This is a genomic window from Micromonospora deserti (assembly GCF_003236335.1).
GTDB lineage: Bacteria > Actinomycetota > Actinomycetes > Mycobacteriales > Micromonosporaceae > Micromonospora > Micromonospora deserti.
Genome location: NZ_POUB01000352.1, coordinates 1 through 5308, shown reverse-complemented (window position 1 = coordinate 5308; position 5308 = coordinate 1). Strand labels below are relative to the sequence as shown.

Below are 5308 nucleotides of genomic sequence, written 5' to 3'. Positions count from 1 at the left end.
GCCCGGCCCCGACCGGCACGCCGGGCGCCGCGCCGCCGCCGGCCAGCCTGAGCGCGTCCCCGTCGCCCGGCGTGGACGACGACGGGGCCGGCGACGGCAACATCATCGCCGACATCCTGGACCGGCTCGGTGACCTCTTCGGCGGGGGCCGGGACGACGACGAGGAGACGCCGGAGCCGACGCCCTCGGCCACACCGAGCGTCCGCCCGCCGGCCACGGGCCGGCCGACGCCGCCGGCTCCCGGCTGTGCCGCCAAGCCGAGCCCGACCCCTATCGGGCCGGCCGAGGAGGGGACGTTGCTGCCCCGGATCGCCCCGGAGCCGGGGCAGCCGGCGGTGCCGGCGACGCCGTCGAAGCTCACCGGCTCCGCGGTGACCATGACCGGCCTGCGGTTCGAGGGGATCGTCGACCTGCCGACCGCCGACGGCACCCTGAAGGCGCTGAAGTTCAGTATGGAGCGGGCGGTCACCGACGACTTCCTGCTCCGCTCGCCCGGGCCGGCCGGGCGTACCCTGCGCTACGCCACGGCCCGGCTGACGGTGCAGGGCGACGTCGCCTTCTACGCTACCCGGTTCGTCGGTCGGCTGCTCGGCATCAAGATCACGTTGACCCCGGACCTGCCGTTCCCCGACGGCATCCCGATCACGTCGCCCATCCCGATCACGTTCACCGACCCGGCGATCGACCTGGCCTTCGTCAACAGCGACACGCTGACCGCCCGGCCCGCGCTCACGGTGACCCTGGCCTGACTCCCCTCCACCACAGGTGCGGGGCCGGGACGATCCCGGCCCCGCGCTGTGGTCAGAGCCGGGCGAGCGCCTTGCGCAGCGGGTCGAGCCCGAGCGCGCCGAGGTCGAGCGCCTGCCGGTGGAACTCCTTGAGGTCGAAGTCGGCGCCCTTGCGGGCCTTCGCCTCCTCGCGGGCCTGGAGCCAGATCCGCTCGCCCACCTTGTACGACGGGGCCTGCCCGGGCCAGCCCAGGTAGCGGTTGAGCTCGAAGCGCAGGTTCTCGTCCGGCACCCGGCAGTGCGCCCGCATGAACTCCCAGCCGAGCTCCGGCGTCCAGCGCTCGCCGGGATGGAAGCCGAACGGGTTGTCCCGCGGGATCTCCAGCTCCAGGTGCATGCCGATGTCGACGATCACCCGGGCCGCCCGGAACGCCTGCCCGTCCAGCATGCCGAGCTTGTCGCCCGGGTCCGCCAGGTAGCCCAGCTCGTCCATCAGCCGCTCGGAGTAGAGCGCCCAGCCCTCGCCGTGCCCGGAGACCCAGCACAGCAGCCGCTGCCACCGGTTGAGCAGCTCCGCCCGGACAGCGGTCTGCGCCACCTGGAGGTGGTGACCCGGCACGCCCTCGTGGTAGACGGTGGTCACCTCGCGCCAGGTGGAGAAGTCGGTGACGCCCTGCGGCACCGCCCACCACATCCGGCCGGGGCGGGAGAAGTCCTCGCTCGGCCCGGTGTAGTAGATCGCGCCGTCGCTGGTCGGGGCGAGGCAGCACTCGATCCGGCGGACCTGCTCGGGGATGTCGAAATGGGTGCCGTGCAGCTCGCTGATCGCCTTGTCGGCGAGCGCCTGCATCCAGTCCCGGAACGCCTCCTTGCCCTGGATGGTCCGGGCCGGGTCGGCGTCCAGCGCCGCGACCGCCTCGTCGACGGTGGCGCCGGGGCCGACGATCCGCGCCGCCACCGCGCGCATCTCGGCCTCCAGCCGGGCCAGCTCCGCGAACCCCCAGGCGTACGTCTCGTCGAGGTCGACCTTGGCGCCGAGGAAGTACTGCGCGGCCAGCTCGTAGCGCTCCCGGCCGGCGGCCTGCTTCTCCCGCCCCCCGGGGGCCAGCTCGGTGCGGAGGAACTGCCCGAACTCGGCGGTCGCCGCGGTGGCCGCCGCCGCGCCCCGGCGCAGCTCGGCGTCGAGCGTGCCGCCGGCGCCCAGCCGCTCGACCAGCCCGTGGAAGAAGTTGTCGCCATCCGGGTCGACCCAGATGTCGCACTGCTTGGCCACCTCGACCAGCTGCACCCGGGAGCTGACGTGCCCGGCCGCCGCCGCCTCGCGCAGCGTGGTCTTGTAGCCCTCCAGGGCGGCGGCGAAGCCGTTCAGCCGGGCCGCGATGTTGGCCTGCGCGTCGGCGCCCTCGGTCGGCATCAGGTCGAAGACCATGCGGACCTCGTGCAGGCCGCTGGCGATCACGTTGACCTCGCTGGTCGCCTCGCCCGCCTCGTACCGGGCCAGGTCGAGGCCGAGCCGCTCCTGCATGGCATCCTTGGCGGTCCGCTCCGCCTCGGAGTCCGGTTCGGTCACGTCGAGCTCGGCGAGCGCGCGCCGGGTCAGCTCGGCTCGCGCCGCGTAGCCGTCCGGCGACAGGTCGTCGAGCTGGTCGTCGTAGCCGGCGATGCCGACGTACGTGGCGCCGGTCGGGCTCAGCGGCGCCCACTCGGCCACGTACCGGTTGGCGAGGTCATCGATTCGTCCCACGCTGCGACCCTACGTGACCGCATCGGCCGGCTGTCGACCGTGTTACGCGTGTTCAGGCCGGCTGCCCGGCGGTCGGCGGCCCGGCCCCCGCCGTGCGGGGAAGGGGTTCTCGCGCCCTCCGCGGGTCGCGGCGGGAGAACCGGGTGTGGCGGTCGACACGGCGTCCGAAAGTCGCGGGACATTGTCGTACCCCTAGGGAAGAGTGTCAGGGGTGATGGCGGACTTCACTCCTGACCGGGCGGCGCTGCGCAGCTGGTTGCCCGGGTTCCTCGCGCTGGCGGCGATCTGGGGCTCCAGCTTCCTGTTCATCAAGGTGGGGGTCGAGGAGCTGCATCCGCTGCACCTCACCCTCTACCGGGTCGGCGCGGGTGCGGCGACCCTGCTGGTGGTACTCGCCGTGCTCCGTGACCGGCTGCCCCGCGAACCCCGCGTCTGGGCCCACCTGGCGGTGATCGCCGCGTTCGGCGTGGTCATCCCGTTCACCCTCTTCGGCTACGGCGAGCAGCGGGTCGAGTCGATGCTGGCCGGCATCTGGAACGCCACCACGCCGCTGATCGTGCTGCCGCTGGCGGTGCTGGTGTTCCGCACCGAGCGGCTGACCGTGCGGCGGGCGGTCGGGTTGGCGCTCGGCTTCGCCGGCGTGCTGGTGGTGCTCGGGGTCTGGCAGGGCGTTGGCGGGGCGCACTTCGTCGGGCAGCTGATGTGCTTCGGCGCGGCCGCCTGCTACGGCGTCGCCATCCCGTACCAGAAGCGGTTCGTCGCGGGCAGCACCCACTCGGGCCTGTCCCTCTCGGCGGCGCAGCTGCTGGTCGCGGCGGCCCAGCTGGCGATCGTCGCGCCGCTGGTGGCCGGCGCGCCCCCGGTGCCGACGGCGCTGTCGCCGGAGGTCGTCGCCAGCGTGCTGGCGCTCGGGGCGCTCGGCACCGGCCTCGCCTTCGTGATCCACCTGCGCAACATCCGGCTCGCCGGGGCGAGCACCGCGTCCACGGTGACCTATCTGATCCCGGTCTTCGCGGTGCTGATCGGCGCGGTGGTGCTCGGCGAGCGGCTCACCTGGCACCAGCCGGTCGGCGCGCTGATCGTGCTCGTCGGGGTGGCCGTGTCGCAGGGCCTGCTCGGCCGGCGCCGGCCCGCCGCGCCGGTCGGCGTCGGTGTGCCGGCCGTTCCCGCCGCCGAGCCGGCCGTCCCCCGCTGATCCACCCGCCCCGGCTCAGGAGTGGCCGGCGGCCCAGGCCACCAGCTCATCCGCCGGCCAGGTGTTGACCACCTGGCCGGCGGGGACGCCGCAGCGGGCGGCGCGTTCGCAGCCGAAGCGCTGCCAGTCGAGTTGGCCGGGGGCGTGTGCGTCGGTGTTGATCGCGAAGCGGCAGCCGGCCTCCAGGGCCCGGCGGATCAGTCGCTTCGGCGGGTCCTGCCGTTCCGGGCGAGAGTTGATCTCGACAGCGACGTCGTGCTCGACGCAGGCGGCGAAGACGGCGTCCGCGTCGAAGTCGCTCTCGGACCGGACACGCGGCCGGTGTGCCCGGTCGCCCGGCCCGGTCACCCCGGCCGGCCGGGACGACACCATCCGCCCCGTGCAGTGGCCGAGAATGTCCAGGTGCGGGTTGGCGATGGCGGTCAGCATCCGCCGGGTCATCGTCGACCGCTCGTCGTTCAGGCCACTGTGCACCGAGCCGACCACGACGTCCAGCCGGGCCAGCAGCGTCTCGTCCTGGTCCAGCGAGCCGTCGGCGAGGATGTCCACCTCGATCCCGGTGAGGATCCGGAACCCCGCCGGCAGCGCCGCGTTGACCTTCTCGACGTGGTCGAGCTGGCGGCGCAACCGGTCGGCGGTCAGGCCCCGGGCCACCTTCAGCCGGGGTGAGTGGTCCGTCAGCACCAGGTACTCGTGCCCCAGCTCGACCGCGGCGAGGGCCATCTCCTCGATCGGCGACCCGCCGTCGGACCAGTCGGAGTGGGTGTGGCAGTCGCCGCGCAACGCGGTACGCAGCGCGGTCGCCTGCGCGTCCAGGTCGCTGCCCTCGGTGGCGAGCAGCCGGCGCAGGTAGACCGGCTCCTCGCCGGCGAGCGACTCGGCGACGCAGCGGGCGGTGACGTCGCCAACCCCGGACAGCTCGGTGAGCTTGCCGCTGCGGGCCCGCTCGGCCACCTCCTTCGCCGGCAGCGCGGCGAGGGCGTTGGCCGCCGACCGGAAGGCGCGGACCCGGTAGGTCGCCTCGTTCGCCCGCTCCAGCAGGAAGGCGATCCGGCGCAGGTCGGCGATGGGGTCCCGAGCGCTCATTCCCTGCAACCTACGCCCCCGCGCCGCCGGCCGGGAGGCGACCGGCGGCGCGGGATCGGCGGGATCAGGCGTACGGCAGCCTGACGAGGGACGTGTCGCCGGTGGCGAGCGTGGTCGGGTGGGCGCCGATCGCCGACCAGACCTCCACCCGCACCGTTCCGTTGACCAGCGCGCCCAGGGTGCCGGTCGCGGAGAGCAGGCCGGCCTGCTGGGTGTAGTGCTCGTAGCCGGGGACCGGGTCGGTGGCGAAGTAGCGGTACGTCTCCACCCGCTCCCAACCGCCGTTGCCGGTCAGGTCGTAGGAGACCCGTAGCTGCACCCCGTTGCCGACCGCGGAGCCGGCGTCCAGGGACAGGTCGAACGTGGTCTGGCCGCCGGTGTACGCCAGATCCAGGCCGGTCGCGGTGAACACCTGCGGATTGCTCGGAGTGCCATCGTGGTTGGTGCCGCCGGCGCTGGCCACCGTGCTGGTCGCCGGCGCGCCGGCTGCCCCCAGCCCTCCCCCCGGGAGCAGGTATTGGGTGGGTGAGTCGGGGGTGCCGGTCGGCGGCGGGG

The 5308-nt window shown here is 74.0% G+C and carries 3 protein-coding genes and 2 pseudogenes; 2 read left to right on the top strand and 3 right to left on the bottom strand.

Annotated features, from left to right (window positions below):
* Positions 1–749, top strand: a pseudogene (locus tag C1I99_RS28995) (DUF6114 domain-containing protein); the annotation flags it as partial.
* A gap of 52 nt (positions 750–801) precedes the next feature.
* On the opposite strand, the gene C1I99_RS28990 reads toward C1I99_RS28995, so the two are convergent.
* Positions 802–2472 (bottom strand): DUF885 domain-containing protein, encoded by a 1671-nt coding sequence (locus tag C1I99_RS28990; protein WP_111137372.1) that lies wholly within the window; start codon positions 2470–2472, stop codon positions 802–804.
* 214 nt (positions 2473–2686) lie between these two features.
* Between C1I99_RS28990 and C1I99_RS28985 the strand changes: the two genes are divergently transcribed.
* Complete coding sequence (locus C1I99_RS28985; protein WP_111137371.1) at positions 2687–3667, top strand: DMT family transporter; 981 nt, start codon at positions 2687–2689, stop codon at positions 3665–3667.
* 15 nt (positions 3668–3682) lie between these two features.
* Here the strand turns inward: C1I99_RS28985 and C1I99_RS28980 are convergent, their stop codons facing one another.
* Both C1I99_RS28980 and C1I99_RS28975 read right to left on the bottom strand, forming a co-directional pair.
* The gene (locus tag C1I99_RS28980; protein WP_111137370.1) at positions 3683–4753 is read right to left on the bottom strand and encodes a PHP domain-containing protein; all 1071 of its coding nucleotides are present in this window, start codon (positions 4751–4753) and stop codon (positions 3683–3685) included.
* Positions 4754–4817: 64 nt separating this feature from the next.
* A pseudogene (locus C1I99_RS28975) lies at positions 4818–5308 on the bottom strand (glycosyl hydrolase); the annotation flags it as partial.

Excerpts from the sequence above, each read along its gene's own strand:
- C1I99_RS28980 (WP_111137370.1), bottom strand. The coding sequence starts at position 4,753 with ATGAGCGCTCGGGACCCCATCGCCGACCTGCGCCGGATCGCCTTCCTG.
- C1I99_RS28985 (WP_111137371.1), top strand. The coding sequence starts at position 2,687 with ATGGCGGACTTCACTCCTGACCGGGCGGCGCTGCGCAGCTGGTTGCCC.